Raw genomic sequence first — 22,078 nt, 5'->3', positions numbered from 1 at the left:
CTATTCCCTCGTTTTCGAGTGGATCCAACTTTCATTTAGGTAACAACCAAGTTTTTTACATAAATTTTTCCATGACATCAAGTTCAATGAATTCTCAAGGCTCACAAAATAATCAATCTAAATCTCCTTGTTTGAGGATTATTCCTTTAGGTGGCCTAGGAGAAATTGGAAAAAATACCTGCGTATTTGAATATGGTGATGACATCATGATTCTTGATGCTGGTCTGGCTTTCCCAACCGACGGTATGCATGGAGTAAATGTTGTGATGCCAGACACCACTTATTTACGTGAAAATCAAAGTCGAATAAGAGGTTTAGTAGTTACCCATGGACATGAAGATCATATTGGTGGGATTTCTCATCATTTAAAGAACTTTAATATCCCAATTGTTTATGGTCCTCCCCTTGCTATGTCTATGCTCAGGGGGAAGATGGAGGAAGCAGGAGTTGCGGATCGGACAACAATACAGGTATGCGGCCCAAGAGAAGTTATCAAAGTTGGACAACATTTTTCAGTTGAATTTGTAAGAAATACACATTCAATTTCCGATAGTTATTCCTTCGCCGTAACTACTCCAGTGGGAATAGTATTTTTTACTGGTGATTTCAAGTTCGACCATACGCCACCTGATGGACAACCTTCAGATTTAGCCAGAATGGCTCACTATGGAGATAAGGGTGTTCTTTGCCTTCTATCTGATTCAACTAACTCTGAAGTCACAGGATTCACACCCTCTGAATATTCTGTTTTTCCAAATTTAGATAGATATATTGCTACTGCTGAAGGCAGAGTTATGGTCACTACATTTGCTAGTTCAACTCATCGCGTGGCTATGCTTCTAGAGTTGGCGATGAAAAACGGTAGAAAAGTCGGCTTGTTAGGCCGTTCAATGCTGAATGTGGTTGGGAAAGCAAGAGAGCTTGGATATATGCGTTTCCCTGATGATTTGTTTTTCCCAATTAAACAGATAAGAGATTTGCCTGATAGAGAGACTTTTTTATTGATGACAGGTAGTCAAGGAGAATCAATGGCCGCTTTGAGTCGTATATCTAGGGGAGAGCATCAACATGTTCAATTAAAAACCAGTGATACTGTCATTTTTTCTGCTAGTCCAATTCCTGGAAATACTATTTCCGTGATGCATACGATTGATAAATTAATCAAATTGGGTGCAAAAGTTATTTATGGGAAAGATAAAGGTATTCATGTATCCGGCCATGGATGTCAAGAAGATCAAAAATGGATGCTTGGATTAATTAGACCTAAATACTTTATTCCTGTGCACGGAGAGTACAGAATGCAAGTTCTTCATGGAAAAACTGCTGTGTCAATGGGGGTTCACCCAGATAATGTTTTAGTTATGGAAAATGGGGACGTAGCTGAATTAAGGCCAGATTCTCTTGTTCAAGGGTCACCAGTTAAATCAGGAGTGGAATTACTCGATTCTTCTAGAACAGGGATTGTTGATACTCGCGTCTTAAAAGAACGTCAGCAACTGGCTGATGACGGGGTTATTACGGTTCTTACTCCTATTAGCACTGATGGCGTAATGGTTGCACCTCCGAGGGTCAATCTGCGAGGTGTTATTACTAATGTTGATGCTAAAACAATGGTCAATTGGACTGAAAGAGAGATTAATTGGGTCTTGGAAAATAGATGGAAACAGCTTGTTCTTAAGACAGGAGGTAAGTCGATTGAGGTTGATTGGATTGGTTTGCAAAGAGAAGTTGAATCAGGTTTATCTCGTCGATTAAGAAGGGAGGTTCAGGCTGAGCCATTAATTCTTTGCCTTGTTCAACCTGCTCCTGGTGGAACTCGTGCATATAAGCCTCAACTTGATCAACAGCCAGACTCACGACAAGTAGTTAAGAAAAATGCAGATACAGCAGTTAAGCAGAGAAATGAATCCGTAACAAATCAAGATAAAAATGGAACAACAGAACAAAAAACAAATAGTGACAAAAGTACAGAGGACATGCCATCTGGAAGAACAAGACGTCGAAGATCTGCAATTAGCTGATAAAAGAATATTTGTTTCTTTTAATTAGTCTTATTTGATATGTAAATAACTTGTTTGTTCCATTGTATTAGGAAGTCTCCATGAAGATGGATTCTTCCAGGGGGATTACTGTGAGATATTTTGGTATTTATTTCTTCGATTTGCAAAGCTGTCACTCTTTTGACTCCTAACATTTTTAACCAATTAGTAAGTATTATTTTTCTAACAGAGTGTGTAAAATTTATTAGTTTTTTTCTGGATAAAGAATTTATTTTTTCTCCTTGGCAAAACTCTATTGCTATTTTTGCTAATGATTCTTGGTCGTTAGTATAACTTTCAAGTCTATTAGCTAACGATGATATTCTTGAGTCTGCGCCTTTATGGATTGAATTTAAAATTGGTAAAATTTCTTTTCTAATTTTATTTCTTGTCAAATTAATATTTTCATTTGAAGGATCTATCCAAATTGGCAAATTAAACTCTTTGCAAATTTCGAGTGTTTCGTTTCTATTAAATACTAATAGAGGTCGGATTAAATCTATACTATTCTCTAAAGATCTTTGTTCTCTAAGGGTGCTGAGACCAATCAGATTAGTGCCTCTGGCTAAGTTCATAATGATCGTTTCTGCTCGATCAGTAGCTGTATGACCAGTTAATATTCTTGTATATGGGAAATTGATATTTTTTGACGATAACACCTTAGCTTTCATTACCAGTTTTTTATATCTCCAATCTCTTGCCTTTTTTTCATTAACTACTTCTTCTTTATTTGCTTTATTAGAGTGAAATGATATTTGCTTATTAAGACACCAAAGCTTTAGTTCTTTTTCTATATTTTCGGATTCGTTGTGCCATTGGTGATCTCCATGCCAGACTTCGATTTGCCATTTATATAGTCTTTTCAAATCAATAATTAATTTAAGAAGGGCCATAGAATCTTGACCACCAGATATTGCTAAAAGAAGTGTGGATTTGATCGGAAGCAGAGATTGATTGTGTTTTAACCTTTTATGTAAACGCATATGCCATTTACTCCATGAAAGGTCATTTTTAGTAGATGGTGACATTTGCTTTGGTTTCAGAGCTCTATTCGTCTTTTTTAAGTTCTTTTGCTGAGTCAGTGTCACAATCAGGTTAATAGCTGATATTTTTATGACACGCCTGCAGACATTGCCACTTTCACTTCAAAAGAGTATTCAAAATAGATCTACATTAAAAGTAATTTCTGGTTTAAATAATTTTAATTCAGAATCAGTATCTCTAATTTCTAAAGCCGCAGGTCTTGGGGGTGCAGATTTACTGGATATTGCTTGTGAGCCTAAATTAGTAAAGCTGGCTTTGGAGACATCAAATATTCCTGTATGTGTAAGTTCTGTGGAACCAAAACTTTTCCCTCCAGCTGTTCAGGCAGGAGCATCAATCATAGAGATTGGGAATTTCGACTCTTTTTATCCAGATGGACGTTTTTTCTCGGCAGAGGAAGTCCTCTCATTAGCGGTGGAATCTCGTAGGCTTTTACCTGAGGTTGTTTTATCAGTTACTGTTCCCCATATATTGCCTTTGGATAGTCAAGCTCAATTAGCTGTTGATCTTGTAGATAACGGGGTCGACTTAATTCAGACTGAGGGAGGGACGAGCTCTCATCCTATTAGTCCTGGAACTTTAGGATTAATAGAAAAAGCTTCACCTACGTTGGCTGGAACTTTTGCTATCTCCAATGCTTTAAAAGAGAGTCGTCATGATGTGCCTGTTATTTGCGCTTCTGGACTTTCTGAAGTGACTGTTCCAATGGCCATATCAGTTGGTGCTCATGGGGTTGGTATTGGTTCAGCTATTAATAAATTGAAGACTGAAATAGCTATGATTGCTACTGTCAAAGGTCTTCGTCAGGCTTTAGATTCTGTAAAACTTATTTCCACAATTAATCAATCAATTTTATAAGGTAATTGAAATCCTTTTTTGATCAAAATGATAACAATATGGAATTAATAAATTTTTTTTTAGAATTGAATTAAGAATATGCCTGAATATAAGCTTCAAGCTCCATACGTTCCAAGAGGTGATCAACCTGCAGCGATAGAAGGACTTGTTGAAGGAGTAAATGATGGTGAGAAGTTTCAAACCTTATTAGGTGCAACCGGAACAGGCAAGACATTTACTATAGCTAATTTAATAGCTCAGACGGGTAGGCCATCATTAGTTTTAGCTCATAACAAAACCCTCGCAGCTCAATTATGTAATGAATTAAGGGAATTTTTCCCTGAGAATGCTGTTGAATATTTTATTTCTTATTATGATTACTATCAGCCAGAAGCTTATGTTCCAGTTAGTGATACTTACATAGCAAAGACATCATCAATTAATGAGGAAATTGATATGTTGCGTCACTCTGCAACCAGGTCTTTATTCGAGCGAGATGATGTCATTGTAGTTGCTTCAATTAGTTGTATTTACGGCTTGGGAATTCCAAGTGAATATTTAAAAGCATCTGTAAAGTTTAGAGTTGGACAAAATATTGATTTAAGATCTTCTCTGAGATCATTGGTTTCCAACCAATATACACGTAATGATATAGAAATTACTAGAGGTAGATTTAGAGTTAGAGGAGATGTATTAGAAATAGGTCCAGCATATGATGACAGACTTGTTAGACTTGAATTGTTTGGTGATGAAATAGAAAGTATTAGTTATGTCGATCCTACTACTGGCGAAATATTAAATAAACTTGACTCAATTAATATATATCCAGCTAAACATTTTGTAACTCCGAAAGATCGTCTAGACTCTGCAATTAAAGAAATTAAAAAAGAATTAAAAGATAGATTAGAATTTTTTAATCAAGAGGGAAAATTACTTGAAGCTCAAAGATTAGAACAACGAACAATTTATGATTTAGAGATGTTAAAAGAAGTTGGATATTGTAATGGAGTTGAAAATTATGCTCGTCACTTATCTGGTAGAGAACCTGGCTCTGCACCAGAATGCCTAATTGATTATTTCCCTAAAGATTGGTTATTACTTATTGATGAAAGTCATGTTACTTGTCCGCAATTAAGAGCTATGTATAATGGCGACCAAGCAAGAAAGAAAGTGTTAATAGATCATGGCTTTAGATTACCAAGTGCAGCTGATAATCGTCCTCTAAAGGATACAGAATTTTGGAATAAAGCAAAACAAACAGTTTTTATTAGTGCTACTCCTGGTGATTGGGAATTGTCTCAAAGTCCAAGAAATATAGTTGAACAAGTTATTAGGCCTACCGGTGTTCTAGATCCATTGGTTGAAGTACGTCCAACACATGGTCAAGTTGAGGACTTGCTTTTTGAAATTAGAAAAAGAGCATCGAAAAATCAGAGAATACTTGTGACAACTCTTACAAAAAGAATGGCTGAAGATCTTACAGACTATTTATCTGAGAATAAAATAAGAGTTCGTTATTTACATTCAGAGATTCATTCAATTGAGAGAATTGAAATTATTCAAGATTTAAGATTGGGAGAATATGATGTTTTGGTTGGAGTTAATCTTCTCAGAGAAGGTTTAGATCTTCCAGAGGTTTCTCTTGTTGTAATTCTAGATGCAGATAAAGAAGGATTTTTAAGAGCTGAGAGATCCTTAATACAAACAATCGGTAGAGCAGCAAGGCATGTTGAAGGACTAGCTTTACTCTATGCAGATAAAATGACCGACTCAATGGCAAAAGCAATTAGTGAGACTGAAAGACGTCGAGAAATACAAAGTAATTACAATATTGAGAATGGTATAACTCCTAAGCCAGCAGGAAAGAAAGCTAATAATTCAATTCTCTCTTTCTTAGAGTTATCCAGGAAATTAAATCAAGATGGAAATGTTAATGATTTTGTTGATATTGCTGATAAGTTGATTGATTATAGTGATAAAGATTCTGATAGCGGTGCATCCTTAGAATCTCTGCCTGAATTAATTGAAAAATTGGAATCTAAAATGAAATTAACAGCTAAAGATCTAGATTTCGAGAAAGCTGCAATTCTGAGAGATCGTATCAAGAAATTAAGGCATAGGTTAATTGGAAAATGATGTATTTTTATTCTGAATTCTTTCCTAATTGAAAGCATGAATGAATTTCATTTAATGCTTTTTCACCATGTTTTTCTGAGATAATACAAGTTGTTCTGATTTCACTTGTAGCAATCATTTCTATATTAATTTTCTGATTAGCAAGAGCTCTAAATATTTTGCCAGCTGTTCCTTTAGTGAAAGGCATTCCAGAACCCACTGCGCTAATTCGAGCTATGGATTCTCCCTCCTCGAGTCTGGACCCTTTCCAATTAGCTATCAATTCTTCTAAAGCATATTTAGCCTCGCTTCTATCATTTTTCTTTAATGTGAAACTAATATCTTTGGTTTTATCCTTATGCTTTCTTTCTGATTGTACTATTGTATCTAAGCTGATAAACTTCTCAGCCAATGTTGAACATATCGTTGAAGCAGTACCTGGCTTGTCTGGGACATTCTTAACGCTAATTTGGATTTGATCTTTATCTAAAGCTACTCCTCTTACCTCCGGCTCGTTATTATTTTCAATTATAGGATTAAGAGTAATTTGTTTATCAGAAAGCTTGAAAACCTCTCCTACATTGCGTAATGCTTTCTTCCCTGATTCTGCGTCAATAACGCAACTTACTTTGACTTCACTAGTAGCTATTAGCCTGATGTTAATACCAGAATCAGATAGAGTTTGAAACAGAGAAGATGCTATTCCAGGTCTACCCATAATTCCGGCTCCGAAAATACTTAGCTTGGTAAGATTTTTTTGAAACGAAATTTCACCTCCCATAGCATTAATAAGTTTTTTACATTGAGCTTGTGCATTATTTAATTCATTTTCTGAAACAGTAAAAGTAATATCGTTAGAATTTATTTGATGTGTTGCTTGAATAATGAGATCTACATTTACACCTCCTTCTGATAGAGATTCAAAAAGCTCAGCAGCAATTCCTGGGCGATCTGGAATATTAGATAGAGCTACGACAGCTTGATTCTCAACAAGTTCTAATCCATCTACTGGGCTCCGATGTTCTATTCCACCTTTAGAAAAAACATTTTTCTGTTTACTAGTTAGAGTCGTTCCATCAAGGTTGTCCCAACTTGACTTGACTACGAGAGTTAGCCCGAAATTTCTTGCTATTTCAACAGCCCGAGGATGCAAAACAGCAGCTCCAAGGCTTGCGAGCTCTAACATTTCATCGCAACTAATATTTTTCATTAATTGTGCATTTTTAACAATTCTTGGATCAGTTGTTAAAACGCCTGGAACATCGGTATAAATTTCACATTTTTCAGCTTCTAGAGATGCTGCTAAAGCAACTGCAGAAGTATCTGATCCTCCTCTTCCTAAAGTTGTGATTTCAGAAATTCCTCCTATTCCAAGACTGGTGCCCTGAAAGCCGGCAATGACTATGGTTTTACCTTGATTTAAAAGATTTTTTATTCGTTCTGTTCTAATCTCGAGTATCCTTGCTCTTCCATGAGCTGATTCTGTAATAATTCCAGCTTGAGTACCAGTTAAAGATATTGCTTGTGTCCCCAATTCATTCAGGGCCATTGTCAATAATGATATTGAAATCTGCTCACCAGTTGATAGGAGCATATCCATCTCTCGATGAGGAGGATCAATAGTTATTTCCGAGGCTAGTTGTGTTAACTCATCAGTTGTATGTCCCATTGCCGAAACAACAACAACCAGATCATTTCCTTTCTCTTTACTTGCTTTGATTTTTTGGGCAACAGATTTTATTCGCTTAATGCTTCCAAGAGAGGTGCCGCCAAATTTTTGAACCAGCAAAGACATTTAACTCTCAGTAACTTATCAATTATTTCAGTTATTAGTCAAAAATATACTTTCTGTTAGCAGATTATCTTTAAAAGAATTGATTGGATTGCTTCCTGATTTTATTGAAACTTCAATTTTTAAAAGTTTTTTCATCAATTCAAGTAACGTTTTCAATGATTTGCCTTGAATTTGTTTTCGGATTACGAAAATACGTTTTGGATTGGCAATCCCAGCAAGTTTTGCTATTTCTTTGACGTCATGATGTCCTTGGGAATCTAATAGGTGTACCCATAGCCATCCTCTTGCTTGACCAGTCAAGGTTGAAATTAACCTTAATGCTGGTTCTCCATTTTTAAGCAAGGATTGAATTTTATTCAGAGCTATGATTATCTCTTCTTTAAGTAAAAAATTAGCAATTTCTAAAGCATTAGTTGAATTATTTTGAATTATCTTTTTGACTATATCCTTTGTGATTTCTTGAGTTTCATTGATATTTGAATTTTTATTCATTGCTTCTGCTAATAATGATAATTTTTGAAGCTCAGTATTAATTAATGAGCTATCATTACCTATACTTTCTATCGTCAAATCAATTGTTTCATTATTCATTCTTAAATTCAATCTATATAAAATATTCTTAACTAGCTTCCGCTGCCCATTGATATCCCATGGCTGTGGAAGAATAAAGCTTTTTTCATTAGATAAAGAATTCAATTGTATAGTTTTCTGTATTAATTTAGTTGTTTTAAGTCTTTTATCAGGTTTGTTTGAATTATTTAAAATCAGATGTGTATCATCAGGAATTAATCCAATGGCTTGTTCAAGCTTATTGGCAAGCTCAATGGAACATCCGTTACAAAAAGGACTTCTTCTGACTAGTACAATTCTTCCTCCGCTTCCTAAAGGAGCACTTTTTACCTCTTCCAGTGCTCGGAGACTTTGCTTTGGATCATTCCCATCTATTTGACTATGATTAAAATCTTTCCATGCTGGATCAACAATTTTTTGAATTATTTCCTCTATTTCCCTGTTACTGGCCTCATAATCATCTCCCCATATTAGATGTATTGGCATTAGTTAGAGATATGTTTTAAAAAGATCTGATCTTAAATTAGCCTAGGAACTTAAGCAGTGAAAACTCCAGAACATCCAATTTTTCTTAAAAGCGTTCAATATATTAGATCTCAAATTGGATTTACCGGGCTTAATAAACTACAGCAATTGGTTTTAGAACGAATTATTCATTCAAGCGGTGATCTTGGTATGCAGGGCTGTTTGAGGTTTAGCTCTAATGCTTGTGAAAATGCTATTAATTCCCTAAAAAAAGGAGCCAATATTTTGACTGATACTTATATGGCAGAAGCAGCTGTTTCTCCGGTTGCTAAAAGAACATTAAATTCAAATGTTAAATGTATTTTAGAAATGGCTCCTGAATTTATTGATTCATCGTCGAAAACTAGAAGTTCAATGGGAATGCGAAAAATGTGGTTAGACATAGAAAAAACGGATGCAAACTTGGAAGCACCAATCGTTCTAATTGGTAGTGCACCCTCAGCATTGATGACTTTATTAGATTTAATTGAGGAAGGTAGTAAAAGACCAAGTTTAATTATTGGAATGCCAGTCGGGTTTATAGGAGTTTCCGAGTGTAAAAATCGATTATTAAAAAGTGATTGTTCACATATCGTTTTAGAGGGCTCTAAGGGAGGGGCATCTCTTGCGGCGGCAACTGTTAATGCTTTGCTGAGAGCTACTGATTGTTAGTGTTGTTATGTAAATTTTTGAATTCCTGAATACCTACCCTATAAATTTTTATTCTTTTGGATTATCTATATATTGTTAAAGCTATTTTCTTCAAGATCGCTTAAGATTTTTCGAGCATTATTTATGACTTCTTTTGGAACTCCTGCTAGTCTAGCGGCTTCAATTCCATAACTTTTAATCGAGCCCCCTTTGGCAACCTTGTGAAGAAAAGTAAGTGAATTCTTATCGTGTTTCACAAGTACTTGAAAATTCTCTACATTTTCATTGAATTCGGAAATTTGATTTAATTCATGATAATGAGTCGCAAAAATTGAACGACTTTTTATTTTTTTTGCCAGAAATTCGCTTACTGACCAAGCAATAGATAAGCCATCAAAAGTTGATGTTCCTCGACCAATTTCATCTAATAAGACTAATGATTTTTCTGTTGCTTTATTAAGAATAAAAGCCGTTTCAATCATCTCAACCATGAAAGTAGATTGACCTGCTGCTAAATCATCTACTGCTCCAACACGGGTAAAAATTTGGTCTGCAATTCCAATTGTGCATGATTTTGCTGGGATCCAGCTACCAATTTGTGCCATAATTTGTAGCAGACCTACTTGCCTTAAATAACAACTTTTACCGCTTGCATTTGGTCCAGAGAGAATAATTAAATCGGTTTTTGATCCAAGATTGATATCATTAGGTACGAAAAGTTTATCAACAAGAATCTGTTCAACAACTGGATGTCGGCCCTCTACAATTGATAGCTTTCTTGACTTTTTAGAATTTGTATTGTCAACGACATTCGGTTGAACATAATTATTTGTGGCAGCAAGCTCTGCTAAACCAGTCAAAACATCTAAATATGAAATTGCTTTGGCAGCTTTTCTAATGCTTTTTGCTCTTTTTCCAACAAGAAGTCGAAGTTCACAAAATAAATCATATTCTAGCTGTGATATTCGAGCTTTTATTTGGAATATTTTCCCTTCCCTTTCTTTTAATTCGGGTGTTACAAACCTTTCTTCATTAGTAAGAGTTTGTCTTCTGATCCAGTGATCTGGAACATTAGTTGACTTTGCTTTACTGACTGCTAAAAAATATCCAAAGGATCGATGATATTGTAATTTCAAATTATTTATTTTACTTATTTCTTTTTCTTTAATTTCTTGAGCTCTTAGCCATGAATTTTGATCATCAAGTTGATTTCTAAGTCCATCAAGAATGAGGTTTATACCATCATAAAATAGACCACCTTCTGTAAGACTTAGTGGAGGGTTTTCTATGATCTCATTATTTATCTTTGATGCAATTTCTATTAAATTTTTATCTAAATTTATAATAGATGAGAAGTATTTAGATTCTTCAAAAATTTCGTTATTCAGATTTTTTGCGAGTAATGGTAAACGATTAATGCCTTCTGCTATTGCTACGAGTTCTCTTGCGCCTGCTTGTTGCGCACTTGCTCGCCCTGAGAGCCTTTCAAGGTCTCCCATCGATCTGAGTGTTTTTCGAAGATTTTTTCTTATGGAGGGCGATTTAACTAGTAAAGAAATTATTTCTTGTCTGTTCTGTATTTCATTTACATTTGTTAGAGGTTCTTCAAGCCATCTTCTGATACATCTCCCTCCCATCCCAGTTAAAGTCTTATCTATTGCCCATAATAAAGATCCTTGAAATTGTCCTCCTCTTTGAGTTGAGACAATTTCTAGATTTCTTCTTGTTTGATTATCTATAATTAATCCAGCATTATCGTATTTTATATGTGGATAATCCAAGGATATATAAGTTTCTACTGAATTCTTATTATGACTACTTAGATTGGGATGTGTTTTATTTAGGTATGCAATTAGTCCCCCTAAACTTCTAATTGAAAGAGGATGAGAGGCTAACCCTAGTCCTTCAATATTATTTAAATAATAATAGTTTAATATTGCTCTTTCAGACTCTAATTCTGTAAATGAAGTTTGATTGAACTCGGATATTTTCATTGATCTCGTGTACCATTGACCTCTACTTATTGTATTTTTTTCTGAGATCACCTCAGCTGCTTCTAATTTAATTAATTCTTGTCTTAAATTATTAATTTCTTCTCCTTCTTGTACAACAAGTTCACCCGTGCTGACGTCTACTTTCGTAAGGGACCATTGAATAAATTCGGTATTCGAATGAGAGTCAATTAAAACTGAAGCCAGCCAATTATTTTTCTTTGCGCTAAGCATTCCCTCTTCTAGAATCGTCCCAGGAGTGATTAATCTTGTAATACCTCTTTTGATTAATTTATTCCCCTTTGATGGGGCAGCCTCCAGTTGGTCACAAATGGCAACTGATAAACCTTTCTTTATTAGTTGAGAGCAATATCTATCCGAAGCATGATGCGGTATGCCAGCCATTGGAATGCGACCAATCTTTTTACCTCCCTCTTTGCTGGTCAGAGTCAGTTCTAAAAGTTCAGACAGTCTGATGGCATCCTCAAAAAAACATTCAAAGAAATCACCAAGCCTATACAGCAAAATTCTGTCTGGATTTTCTATTTTTAGTTCTACATAATGTTTTAGTGCAGGAGTAAGATCATCGATTTTGGGTAAGCTGTGATGCGACCATTTGGTTTCTTCAATTTCTGGGACCAATAACCCATCAAAATCTTTAAGTTGTTTTTTTTGTTTATTCGTTTTTTTGGAGCGTGGTCTTGATTGAGCGTCATCCTTAAGTTGTTCGTTGTCTAGATTGTCGTTTGAGATCTTGAAAGAATTATTCTCTTCAGGGTTTGATGCAGAGGGTTTATCTTCCTCTTTAAAAAGGCTGCCTTGCAAAGGATTTGGGCTGGCAGCCATTTAATTAATTACTGTTTGATGAAAGCATATTAGAAGAATTAATTTTTTTTGCATGTGAAGCCTCGCTACAAATATTAAGAGGTGGTTCATCAAATCACACTTCCGTGGGAGAATTATCTGATATTGAGTAATTCTTCTTCAGATTTCTCCCTCATGCTGGCTATTAATTCCATCGTCGCAAACGCACTTTTATTTTCTTCATTGCTTTTGGTAATTGGAGTACCTGTTTTCTACATGACCCAAACAAACCCAGAGGACAATAGAAATCCAAATATTAAAAAGATAGAAATACTCGCAGGTGTGTGGTTCCACTTGGTCCTTCTACAAGCATTGGTAGGTGAGTACATCACACATCAGATGAGTGTTTAGAGACTATTTTTAATTGAAAATTACATATATTTAGAGTTATTTTATTGAAATGTTTTAAATTTACTCTCTGGAGGTTACTGTTAGTAAGTAAGTAAGGCCTTAACAAATGGCGACTTTAGAGGGTACCTTCGAAAATTCATCATCTTTGCGGGTAGCAATAGTAATTGCTCGCTTTAATGATTTAATTACTAATAAACTTTTAAGCGGTTGCCTTGATTGTTTGTCCAGGCATGGCATTGATGTATCAGAATCAAGTTCACAATTAGATATTGCATGGGTACCTGGTTCTTTTGAACTCCCAATTGTTTCTCAAGGTCTTGCTCGCACAGGGAAATATGAAGTTCTAATTACCCTAGGTGCAGTGATAAGGGGAGATACCCCTCATTTTGATGTAGTTGTTTCTGAAGCTAGTAAAGGAATTGCAACTGTCTCTAGGGAAACAGGAATTCCTATCGTTTTGGGAGTTTTGACAACTGATACTATGCAACAGGCTTTGGAGAGAGCGGGAATTAAGAATAATTTAGGGTGGAGCTATGCATTGCAAGCACTTGAAATGGGTTCGTTAATGAAAGTGGTTGGTTAGACAATTTTTTAAGGAAAAGAAATCAATTGCTTATTTTTATTAAACTTATGGCCTATTAATTGGTAAAATATTTTTGGACATAATGCGGATGTAGCTCAGTGGTAGAGCATCTCCTTGCCAAGGAGAATGTCGAGAGTTCGAATCTCTTCATCCGCTTCATTTCACGATCAAACTTAATTTTATATACGCTTCAGGTCATTCTTAGAAAGATATTCATGTTAACTTATTTTTTGATTTCAGCTTATAAAGATATAATTAGGGTGATTGAATTATCCAGCACAACTACATGTAAATTATTTACGATTAATATTAAAAATATATAATCTCTGCTTTTAGTTTTCCAATGTTTGTTAGTACACCCTGCTTATGTTTGATATTTCTTAGTCTATTCAAGTTGAATATACCAATCAATTAATGATAAATTGCTTATTACAAATAAAATAATAAAGTAAGTTATTCATGGGTATTGAATTGGCTGATTCTATTTATTCAAAAGAAAAGCCTCTCTCCCATATGCGAGTTGCAATAACAGCTGTTGATCTGGAGCAGGCAGAGCATCGTGGAATTGCATACTTATCAAAAAGTTTAATAACATCTCTATCTGATCTTGGAGCAGAAGTTTATTTATTGACTGGATTTTATGGACGACGCTTAAATCCGTTTATGAAACTTTCAATGAGCGAAAAGTCAGTCCTAGAAGTTGACTGTGCAGACATACTTGATCAATTTTGTGAACCATCAAATCAATTAAAAAAAATAAAAAAGCAGAAAGATCTAGATCTTGATGAAGATTTAATGAAAAGATTAACAAATAAGTTTATAAAATTTAAAAACGAGTCAAAATTTAGTATTAATTTACTATTTTCTATATTTAGATTTTATCTACAAATAGGCAGATTTTCAGGACGTTTAATTAATCTATCTAACTTTGAAAATAGTCCTTATTTTGGCCAAGAAAGAGTAGAGTATCTATCCAAGATCTCAGGTTTTTTATCTATTAAAGATATTTATAATTTTTCTACCTTAAGAAGTAAAAGGTTTTTGATTAAAGCTCCATGTATTGATTTGAGAAAGTTAAATATAGACTTATTAATTACCTCTTGTCCATTGAGCATTGATGTCAAAAGTAATAATAAAAGCTGTTCTGGTTGCCTACAGTTGATTATGGATTTTATACCACTATCTTTTTCAAAACATCCTGATCATCCATTTGCTTTTTATAATCGTCTTAAAGATGCGATGGAAACTAAAAATTGTTTTATCTCTAAAGCTTCTAGAGACAAAATATGTTTATTGCTTGAAAAGTCTTCATCAAATGATTCTAAAAATATAATTTATCCAATGCCATCATTAAATATAAATAAATTAAAATTGGCTAGTAGGGTTAAGAATTTGAGAGGTCTCAGTAATAAATTTATTTTATTTAACTCTTCAGTTGTTCCAAGAAAAAATTTACACTTTTTAATTAATATATTTCAAAGCAGTGAACTAGTTAATAAAGGTTTTGATTTATGTGTAGCTGGTAAGATACATGATGATAAATACGGGGAAGATATAAAGAGAATGTGTGAGGGTTATCCCAACATTAAATTATTAGATTATGTAGACGAAACTGAAAAATCTTGGCTGTTTTTGAATGCTTATGCGTTTATTTCACCATCATGTGTTGAAGGCTTTGGAATACCAGTTTTGGATGCTGCATCACTTGGCTTGAGAGTTATAGTTAGTGATATTCCTTCTCATAGAGAGATTGGAAATATTGTCAAAAATAATAAAAATTTCAGATTACTTGATCTTTCTAACCTTGATCATTGGATATATGAACTTAATTTATTAAATGGTTTAGATTTATATATTGAAAATGAGATTAAGGATCGTATTCGGAAGTACCAATCTTCTTTTGATAATCTTAAAGGTAATTTTGAAGCCACTATTCTTGATTTGGTCACATCTAGAAGTTAGTATTGATTAAGTATCAGAATTAATTTTGATTTAGTATTAGCAAAGATTGCTTAGAATTTATCTTAAATCCTAATTGTTTATAAAATTCTGAACTGTTAGTAGTCATTAAGTAAATATTTTCAACAGAGTTGATTTTTTTATTTGTTAATATCGCTTCAATTATTAATTTCCCCATGCCTAGCCCCTGATGATCACTAGCAATAACTACATCCCACAGTACAGCCCTAAAAACAAGATCACTTGTCGCTCTCCCAAAACCTATTAATTGATTATTATTCCAAAGGCTTACAACTACTGTGCTGTTTAAGAGCATTTTGCATAGCTGTTTCTTATTTCTACCTTTAGCCCAAAAAGCGTTCTCATTCAGAAATGCCTGAAGTTTAAGTAAGCCATTAGTAGGTTTTAGTCCAGGGCCAATGCCTAACAAACGGAGTCCAGGTGCTGTTGGGGCATGTGTGATTAGCGATATTTCTTTCGTCTTCATCACAATTATTAGAGGCCCTCCTAATGCTTAAATTCTAATTTACAAGAATTAATCTTGCATTTCTAATAATAGTACAATGATTGCGAATGCTTAATTATTAGCAAAGTGATAAATCGAATCGCAAACCCTTGAATAGTACTATAACTATATAATTTTTTTTCTATAGAATTCCAATTGAAGATTATCAACTATTATGATTGTTAGATTTTAAAACTGAATTTATTACTAATTATGGATTCAGATTTTTATTTAGAATTCGAAAATAATTTTCGTGGTAGTCGAGAACAAATAATGCAAGTTCAGTCTAATTATGATGGTTTGTTAGATTATATTTTAAATATAGATAATAATCCCTCTCTTCTAGATATTGGTTCTGGCAGAGGTGAATGGATACAGAAATGTGATCAAATGGGGTTTAACTCTATTGGTATAGAGCTAGATTGCGAAATGGTAAATCATTCTAGGAAATTAGGGTTAAATATCAAACAGGGAGACGCATTATCCCTATTAGATCAATTTTCAGAAAATAGTTTTTCTATAGTTAGTGCTTTTCATGTTATTGAGCATATGACTTATTCAAATATTAAAGAACTTATTGAAAAATCTAAACGAGTTTTAAAGTCTGATGGTTTACTTATTTTGGAAACACCAAGTATTGATAATCTTTTGGTATCGACTAAATCTTTTCATATAGATCCTACTCATATTAATCCAATTCATCCTGATTTATTGGCTTTCATTATTCAGAGAAGTGGCTTTACTAAATTAAAATATTATTTTATCAATGGAGGACCATTACAAAATTCGGACCATGACAAATTAACAAGGGTATTTAATGGGGTCGCGCAAGATCTGGTATTAATAGCTTCAAAGTCTAATATTTTAGATGATTCAATCTTTGATGATGGTAACCTTTTAACACGAGATATGAGGCTGGGTATAACAACTTTAGATGCAGCAATTGACTTTGATAATTATTCAAGTAATCGATATGCACAATACGATGAAGCGATTTATCTAATGCGAAAAAGGATTTTAGAATTAGAAAGGCAAGTACAAAAGCTCATAACACTCTATGAAAATACTTATTTATCTAATATGAGGAGTAAACTTCTAATTATAAAAAGAAAAATTATTAATTTCAAAAGTAGATTGAAAAATAAATCTATAAGTCTTTGTCGCTACGTTTATAACAGTAATTTTTATAAATTTTCAATAAAAAAATTATATAAAATAAAATCAATATTCTTTATACTTAGATTTATTGAGAGGATACTTGATAAATATGGTGTTCGAATTTATCAATACAAATTCTCTAAAAAAAGTAAACATTTAAAAGAAGATTTACAAATGGTATTGAAGAATGATAAAAAACTAGAGAGATATTTTGATGAATCTAAGGATGCTCAGACTATTCTTAAAGATTTAAATAAATATTCTTAATCATGAAAATTATAATTGATTTACAAGGCTTGCAAAGAGACGGAAATCGTAAGAGAGGTATAGGTAGATATTGTTTGGAATTCACAAAAGAATTGATACATTATTATCCCGAGAACGAATATATTTTATTTACTAATTCGGCATTGACCGATCTAAGCAATGACTTTGAGGAAGAACTAAAAAATATAAATTTAACTATAACGTACTTTAAATGTCCAATAATAGGAGATTTGAATGGAAGCTATGTTGGTAGATATTCAAAGCGTTGGATTTCAATTCAACTTAGAAGTTATGCTTTGTCACTGATTAATGCAGATATTATATTAATTACAAGTTTTTTTGATGGGTTTAGGGATAATACTTTAGTTAGTCATAACAAGTGTTTCGAGCTGCCTCCAATTGTTTCAATCCTATATGATTTAATTCCACTAATTCAATGTGATCAATATTTAAATATTGATCCTGAATTTAAACTTTATTATTTGAATAAGATTAAAGAATTATCAAGCTTGGATGGACTACTTGCTATTTCTCAAGCTTCACTTAGAGATGCTTCAAAGTATTTAAAGATAAATAATGAATTAATTTATAATATTTCTTCGGCATGTAATAAAAAACTGTTTTCGTCAATATCTTTAAATTCGAGAATTGATAAGAACTTTCTAGGAAGTTTTTTGTTGTATTCTGGTGCTACCGATCCCAGAAAAAATTTATCCCGATTAATTGAAGCCTATGCATTATTGCCTATTAACTTAATATTTAAACATAAATTAGTTTTAACAGGACCCTATACAGAGGAAGAAATAATTTTAATCAAAGAATGGATGATTAACTTTGGATTGCCTCCGGAGTATGTAGTTTTTCTTGGCTTTGTAACGGATAGCGAATTAGCTGATTTATATCGTACTTGCCAATTATTTATTTTTCCCTCATTGTATGAAGGTTTTGGACTACCTATTTTAGAAGCAATGAATTGTGGTGCGCCTGTCATTGCTTCTAATCTTACGAGTTTGCCAGAAATTATTGGTGATCAAAGATTTCTTTTTGATCCTTATAACGCTCAGGACATATCTTCTTTAATTTATAAAAGCCTAACAGATCAAAATTTTTATAAAGCTCTGTGCTTTAATTCTAGGGAAAGAATAAAATTTTTTTCATGGAAACAAACGATTAACAAAACTATAGATTCCCTAAATGAAATAATATCAAAAAAATCTATATTAGATCAAGAAAAATATTGTGATTTCAATCATTTATTAGATATTCAGTATGAAATTTTAATAAAAAATCTTGTACAAAGCCCATTTGTCAAAGTTAGGACAAAATCTAATATTAACTATTTAAAATCTTTAGCTTCAGCAATAGCAATTATTAATAATCAATCAAAGAAAATAGAAATTTCTAGAAAATTCAAAAATTGCAAAGGCTTAACATGGCGTTTAGAAGGTCCATTTGATTCATCTTATAGTTTGGCAATTCTAAATCGGTACTATGCTTTATCTTTAGATAAATTAGGGGAAGATGTCTCTCTTCTTTGTACTGATGGACCAGGCGATTATGAACCAGATTCTAATTTTTTAGCTAATAATCCAACTATCAACAAACTTTATAAGAGAGCTATTAAAGGTAATGATCGTTTCTTGATTTGCACTAGAAATCTCTATCCCCCAAGAGTAAATGATGTCAAAGGAACTATTAACTTATTACATGCATATGGATGGGAGGAGTCTGAGTTTCCACAGCAATGGGTAAAAGATTTTAATTCTAACCTTCAAGGAATAACAGTCATGTCTAAACTTGTCAAAAAGATTTTAATTGATAATGGAGTGCATGTACCCATTAAGGTTTGTGGTCTAGGAGTAGATCATGTTAATCATATTCAGATTGATCATACATATAATATTAATTCCAAATCATATAAAATCTTACATATATCTTCTTGTTTTCCACGAAAAGGAGTTGATATATTATTGAAATCTTATTCAACCGTTTTCAAAGCAAATGATGATGTTTCTTTAATTATTAAAACTTTTGATAATCCGCATAATAATATTGAGCAACAGATAAACGAACTTAAAGAAAATAATATACATTTTCCTGACGTGAAAATTATCAAAGATGATTTGAACTTGGCTCAATTAAAATCTTTATATTTGCAGTCCAATGTTCTTGTTGCTCCTAGCAGGGGAGAAGGATTTGGTTTGCCTATTGCCGAAGCCATGCTTCTAGGTTTACCAGTTATCACTACAGCTTGGGGAGGTCAAAGAGATTTTTGCGATGAAACTAATAGTTGGTTAGTTGATTTTCAATTTGCAAATTCTAAGTCTCACTTTGCTCTTGACTACTCTTACTGGGCGGAGCCTTCTTCTGAAGATTTAATTGATCAAATGAGACGTGTTTACTCTGCTACTAAAAAAGAAATTTCTACTAAGATCACTAATGCAAAAAGAACAATTAATTCATCAACATGGGACAGGGTCGCATTTGATAATAAATCATTCGTTAAACATTTGGTGAGCAATAAAAATAATCAATATTCAAGAGTAGCCTGGATGACAACTTGGTTCTCTAGATGTGGTATTGCATCTTATTCGCGTCATTTAATTGAGAGTATGCAAGAAGAAATTGAGGTTTTTTATCCCGCTCATGAAATAAAATCTAATATCGATATTGATGTTGTCAATCAAAATCAGAATGTATATAAATCCTGGAAGTTCGATTCATATGATAATGATAGTTTTGATGAAGTAATGAATCTAATCTACAAGTTGAATATAACCACTTTAGTCATTCAATTTAATTATGGTTTTTTTCAATTTAAAACTTTTTCAAATTTTATTAATGAACTTAAAAATAATAATATAAATATAATAGTTTTTCTTCATTCAACACAAGACCCGATTCGTAATGAGAAAAAAGAACTTCGTTTCCTAACTACTGCTTTTAAGAAATGTGATAGATTAATCGTTCATACTATAAATGATTTAAATAGATTAAAAAATTTGGGATTGGTGGATAATGTGCTTTTATTTCCTCATGGGATTTCAGAAACTAGATCTCTACATTTAGAAAAAGGAAATTATCTTATAAAAAAAAGATTTTCAAATAATTTTAATCAAATCAGATCGATTGCTTCTTTTGGATTTTGTTTGCCTAATAAAGGTTATAAGGAACTAATTAGGTCTATTTATTTATTGAGAAAAAAATCTATAGACATCAAACTTACTATTTATTGTGCCTCTTACAGTGAAAATTATAATTCTTATTATGATGAACTTGTAAACGAAATCTTCAATTTAAAACTGACTCAAATAGTTAATATTGACACGAACTACTACAGCGATAGAGAAATTATAAGTAGATTATCAAATTATGAATTAATTGTCTTTCCTTATCAATTTTCTAATGAATCTTCAAGCGCCTCCGTGAGAACAGGTTTATCTTCGCTTCAACCTGTACTTGTTACACCTTTGCAAATATTTGATGATGTTAAAGATTTAGTTGATTTTATGCCAGGTTTCACTAGCCAAGATATTGCTGATGGTATTGATAGCTGGTTTAAAAAACCGGCGCGTTTTGACTTATTCCAACAGAGAGAAAAATTAATCCATCAGCGTAGTTTTTCCAATTTGGGCAATAGGATTTCTCTTCTAATAAAGAGTCTAGAGATTAATAATTCTTTTTCTACTTGAGCTGCTCTTCAATTAGCTTATCAATTATCTCGCTTATTCTTAATTTTGCTTTCCATTTGAATTTATCATAAAATGGTTTTGGATCGCCAAGACTTTTAAATATATCTGATTTTCTTATTTTCTCTGAACTAATAATAATATGATCTTGATAATTAAGACCGAGTTTTTCGAAAGTCATTGATATAAATTCTTTTAGACTTGTTAATCTTCCAGAGCAGATGATCTGATCTGTGTTGTTACTTTCCATATTCATTAACTGAATTGCCTCAACATATTCTTCTGCCCAACCCCAATCTCTATGGATATTTAAATTCCCTAATTTTAATTTATGATTCTTATTCTTGTAACATTCAACTGCTCCTAATATGATTTTCATTGTTACATAATTTTTCCCTCTTAATGGTGATTCATGATTAAATAAAATACCAGTTTTACATTTTAAATTGTGAAGTTCTCTATAAACTTTAACTAGATTAAAACTTGTTTGTTTGGCAATTCCATATGGACTCATAGGCCTCTGCCGATGGTTTATGCCTGCAGCTATTTCTGTATTACCGAATATTTCACTACTTCCAGCAAAGAATAATGTACCTTCATATTTTATTTGTCTACAAGCCTCTAATATATTTAATGTTCCATTTGCAATACTTTCAATTGTTTCTATGGGGTTAGTAAACGATTTCCCCACTGAAGACTGAGCTGCTAAATTATATATTTCATTTGGATTCTCGGTTGCTATTAGTTGACGTAAATTTTCGAAATCCATTAAATCACATTCTTTTATTTCTAAATCGTTCTGTATTCCAAGTACACAATGGTTTTTACAAAATTTTGTCGAGCTTCTTCTGACACCAATTACAGAATTATTTTTCTTTATCAATGAATTGCATAGGAGCGATCCATCTTGACCGCCGCTTCCAAAGACCAAAACTTTTTTTTTTTGAGGCAAGGCAAGGATCTAACTCTTGTAATTCTATTTTGCATTTATTTGAGAAATTTTGGTGATTTGGCAACTGATGGCAAACTTTGTATTTTTTGGAATAATTGGAAATCATTTTCTTTGAAAAAGCCCTTTTTCGACTGATCTTAAAGAAGGTGTGCACTTTGTTATCTGGATACTCTATGGATAAAAATGGTTGAATTATCAAATTTA

15 protein-coding genes and 1 tRNA gene are annotated in these 22,078 nt (G+C 32.9%); 10 read left to right on the top strand and 6 right to left on the bottom strand.

All coding sequences use genetic code 11. From position 1 onward, the window contains the following. Positions 1-71 precede the first annotated feature (71 nt). On the top strand, positions 72-2,021 hold the full coding sequence (locus AC6EIW_RS07315) for a ribonuclease J (protein ID WP_498520021.1): 1,950 nt from the start codon (positions 72-74) through the stop codon (positions 2,019-2,021). Between the two features lie 20 nt (positions 2,022-2,041). On the opposite strand, the gene tilS is transcribed toward AC6EIW_RS07315, so the two are convergent. Beyond that, positions 2,042-3,022 (bottom strand): tRNA lysidine(34) synthetase TilS, encoded by a 981-nt coding sequence (tilS, locus tag AC6EIW_RS07310; protein WP_498521625.1) that lies wholly within the window; start codon positions 3,020-3,022, stop codon positions 2,042-2,044. A 130-nt stretch (positions 3,023-3,152) separates the two neighbouring features. Between tilS and AC6EIW_RS07305 the strand changes: the two genes are divergently transcribed. Together AC6EIW_RS07305 and uvrB are read left to right on the top strand one after the other, a co-directional pair. After that, positions 3,153-3,941, top strand: a complete 789-nt coding sequence (locus AC6EIW_RS07305; RefSeq protein WP_498520020.1) for a DUF561 domain-containing protein — start codon at positions 3,153-3,155, stop codon at positions 3,939-3,941. 78 nt (positions 3,942-4,019) lie between these two features. Further along, the gene (gene uvrB, locus AC6EIW_RS07300) at positions 4,020-6,056 is read left to right on the top strand and encodes an excinuclease ABC subunit UvrB (RefSeq protein WP_498520019.1); all 2,037 of its coding nucleotides are present in this window, start codon (positions 4,020-4,022) and stop codon (positions 6,054-6,056) included. A 7-nt stretch (positions 6,057-6,063) separates the two neighbouring features. Here the strand turns inward: uvrB and AC6EIW_RS07295 are convergent, their stop codons facing one another. Then, positions 6,064-7,830 (bottom strand): aspartate kinase, encoded by a 1,767-nt coding sequence (locus tag AC6EIW_RS07295; RefSeq protein WP_498520018.1) that lies wholly within the window; start codon positions 7,828-7,830, stop codon positions 6,064-6,066. A 27-nt stretch (positions 7,831-7,857) separates the two neighbouring features. Continuing rightward, positions 7,858-8,886 carry a DNA polymerase III subunit delta gene (holA, locus tag AC6EIW_RS07290; protein WP_498520017.1) on the bottom strand — a complete coding sequence of 343 codons (1,029 nt, stop codon included), beginning with the start codon at positions 8,884-8,886 and terminating at the stop codon, positions 7,858-7,860. Between the two features lie 57 nt (positions 8,887-8,943). On the opposite strand from holA, the gene AC6EIW_RS07285 reads away from it, so the two are divergent. Then, complete coding sequence (locus AC6EIW_RS07285; RefSeq protein ID WP_498520016.1) at positions 8,944-9,576, top strand: precorrin-8X methylmutase; 633 nt, start codon at positions 8,944-8,946, stop codon at positions 9,574-9,576. A gap of 65 nt (positions 9,577-9,641) precedes the next feature. Here AC6EIW_RS07285 and mutS read toward each other — a convergent pair whose 3' ends face one another. Further along, the gene (gene mutS / locus AC6EIW_RS07280; RefSeq protein WP_498520015.1) at positions 9,642-12,392 is read right to left on the bottom strand and encodes a DNA mismatch repair protein MutS; all 2,751 of its coding nucleotides are present in this window, start codon (positions 12,390-12,392) and stop codon (positions 9,642-9,644) included. 123 nt (positions 12,393-12,515) lie between these two features. Between mutS and psbZ the strand changes: the two genes are divergently transcribed. The 4 genes from psbZ (at position 12,516) to AC6EIW_RS07260 (ending at position 15,306) form a co-directional block, all read left to right on the top strand. Continuing rightward, positions 12,516-12,761 (top strand): photosystem II reaction center protein PsbZ, encoded by a 246-nt coding sequence (gene psbZ, locus AC6EIW_RS07275; protein WP_498461676.1) that lies wholly within the window; start codon positions 12,516-12,518, stop codon positions 12,759-12,761. Between the two features lie 106 nt (positions 12,762-12,867). Then, positions 12,868-13,344, top strand: coding sequence for a 6,7-dimethyl-8-ribityllumazine synthase (gene ribH, locus AC6EIW_RS07270; RefSeq protein ID WP_498520014.1), 477 nt, complete (start codon positions 12,868-12,870; stop codon positions 13,342-13,344). An 84-nt stretch (positions 13,345-13,428) separates the two neighbouring features. After that, positions 13,429-13,500: transfer RNA gene (locus tag AC6EIW_RS07265), tRNA-Gly, on the top strand. A 303-nt stretch (positions 13,501-13,803) separates the two neighbouring features. Then, the gene (locus AC6EIW_RS07260; protein WP_498520013.1) at positions 13,804-15,306 is read left to right on the top strand and encodes a glycosyltransferase; all 1,503 of its coding nucleotides are present in this window, start codon (positions 13,804-13,806) and stop codon (positions 15,304-15,306) included. A gap of 19 nt (positions 15,307-15,325) precedes the next feature. On the opposite strand, the gene AC6EIW_RS07255 is transcribed toward AC6EIW_RS07260, so the two are convergent. Next, positions 15,326-15,790, bottom strand: a complete 465-nt coding sequence (locus AC6EIW_RS07255) for a GNAT family N-acetyltransferase (RefSeq protein ID WP_498520012.1) — start codon at positions 15,788-15,790, stop codon at positions 15,326-15,328. Positions 15,791-16,021: 231 nt separating this feature from the next. Here AC6EIW_RS07255 and AC6EIW_RS07250 point away from each other — a divergent pair, with 231 nt between their 5' ends. Further along, the gene (locus tag AC6EIW_RS07250) at positions 16,022-17,233 is read left to right on the top strand and encodes a class I SAM-dependent methyltransferase (RefSeq protein WP_498520011.1); all 1,212 of its coding nucleotides are present in this window, start codon (positions 16,022-16,024) and stop codon (positions 17,231-17,233) included. Positions 17,234-17,235: 2 nt separating this feature from the next. Further along, the gene (locus AC6EIW_RS07245) at positions 17,236-20,925 is read left to right on the top strand and encodes a glycosyltransferase (RefSeq protein ID WP_498520010.1); all 3,690 of its coding nucleotides are present in this window, start codon (positions 17,236-17,238) and stop codon (positions 20,923-20,925) included. Here AC6EIW_RS07245 and AC6EIW_RS07240 read toward each other — a convergent pair. Further along, complete coding sequence (locus AC6EIW_RS07240) at positions 20,918-21,874, bottom strand: GDP-mannose 4,6-dehydratase (protein ID WP_498520009.1); 957 nt, start codon at positions 21,872-21,874, stop codon at positions 20,918-20,920. The two genes, AC6EIW_RS07245 and AC6EIW_RS07240, sit on opposite strands and share 8 nt — an antisense overlap. Positions 21,875-22,078 lie beyond the last annotated feature (204 nt).

It is taken from the genome of Prochlorococcus sp. MIT2308 (assembly GCF_059772345.1).
This window is presented reverse-complemented; position numbering and strand designations above follow the sequence as displayed.

Bases quoted from the DNA above. Each gene is read 5' to 3' on its own strand.
- AC6EIW_RS07315 (WP_498520021.1), top strand. From the start codon at position 72: ATGACATCAAGTTCAATGAATTCTCAAGGCTCACAAAATAATCAATCT.
- tilS (WP_498521625.1), bottom strand. From the start codon at position 3,022: ATGCGTTTACATAAAAGGTTAAAACACAATCAATCTCTGCTTCCGATC.
- AC6EIW_RS07305 (WP_498520020.1), top strand. From the start codon at position 3,153: ATGACACGCCTGCAGACATTGCCACTTTCACTTCAAAAGAGTATTCAA.
- uvrB (WP_498520019.1), top strand. From the start codon at position 4,020: ATGCCTGAATATAAGCTTCAAGCTCCATACGTTCCAAGAGGTGATCAA.
- AC6EIW_RS07295 (WP_498520018.1), bottom strand. From the start codon at position 7,830: ATGTCTTTGCTGGTTCAAAAATTTGGCGGCACCTCTCTTGGAAGCATT.
- holA (WP_498520017.1), bottom strand. From the start codon at position 8,886: ATGCCAATACATCTAATATGGGGAGATGATTATGAGGCCAGTAACAGG.
- mutS (WP_498520015.1), bottom strand. From the start codon at position 12,392: ATGGCTGCCAGCCCAAATCCTTTGCAAGGCAGCCTTTTTAAAGAGGAA.
- ribH (WP_498520014.1), top strand. From the start codon at position 12,868: ATGGCGACTTTAGAGGGTACCTTCGAAAATTCATCATCTTTGCGGGTA.
- AC6EIW_RS07260 (WP_498520013.1), top strand. From the start codon at position 13,804: ATGGGTATTGAATTGGCTGATTCTATTTATTCAAAAGAAAAGCCTCTC.
- AC6EIW_RS07255 (WP_498520012.1), bottom strand. From the start codon at position 15,790: ATGAAGACGAAAGAAATATCGCTAATCACACATGCCCCAACAGCACCT.
- AC6EIW_RS07250 (WP_498520011.1), top strand. From the start codon at position 16,022: ATGGATTCAGATTTTTATTTAGAATTCGAAAATAATTTTCGTGGTAGT.
- AC6EIW_RS07245 (WP_498520010.1), top strand. From the start codon at position 17,236: ATGAAAATTATAATTGATTTACAAGGCTTGCAAAGAGACGGAAATCGT.